Below are 519 nucleotides of genomic sequence, written 5' to 3'. Positions count from 1 at the left end.
GGTGGCGCCGGCGCTGGGCGGGACTGAGCGTGGTGAGTTCCGCTGCGGCGTCGCCATCCGCAGCCGCGATGACCCGGCGCGGGGCCGGGACTCTCCGGATGAGCCGCCGGAGCAGGGGCGGTACCGGGTCCGCCACCCGGCTCAGGTCCAGGGTCGCGGCGACGACGACCGGTTCGGTGCCGGTGATAGCAGCGTCGAAGAGCGCAAGGGCTTCGCCGGTCGGCATGGCGTCTACCGCCGTCCGCCTGAGGCGACCGCGGTCACGGTCCTGCATGACGCGGGTCATGCCGGTCTCGGCCTCCCACAACCCCCACGCGATCGACGTGACCGCCAGGCCCATGCCCGCGCGCAACAGGGCGAGCCCGTCCAGGCCGGCATTGGCAGCCGCATAGTTGGCCTGGCCGGCATTGCCCAGCACTCCCGCGACCGACGAGAAGACGACGAACATCGCCAGATCCCGGTCCAGGGTGAGCTCGTGCAACAGCAGAGCCCCACCGAGCTTGCCCCGCAGGACGTTCA

At 72.1% G+C, this 519-nt stretch carries 1 protein-coding gene; it reads right to left on the bottom strand.

Annotation, left to right across the window (positions count from 1 at the left end; translation table 11 throughout):
* Positions 1 to 519: KR domain-containing protein (locus tag AAH979_RS43145; protein WP_346263899.1), on the bottom strand; the 519-nt coding region annotated here is incomplete at both ends.

The organism is Plantactinospora sp. ZYX-F-223 (genome assembly GCF_039649625.1).
In the GTDB taxonomy this organism is placed as follows: domain Bacteria; phylum Actinomycetota; class Actinomycetes; order Mycobacteriales; family Micromonosporaceae; genus Plantactinospora.
Note: the sequence above shows the minus strand (reverse complement) of the source record. Positions and strands in the feature narration are given on the sequence as shown.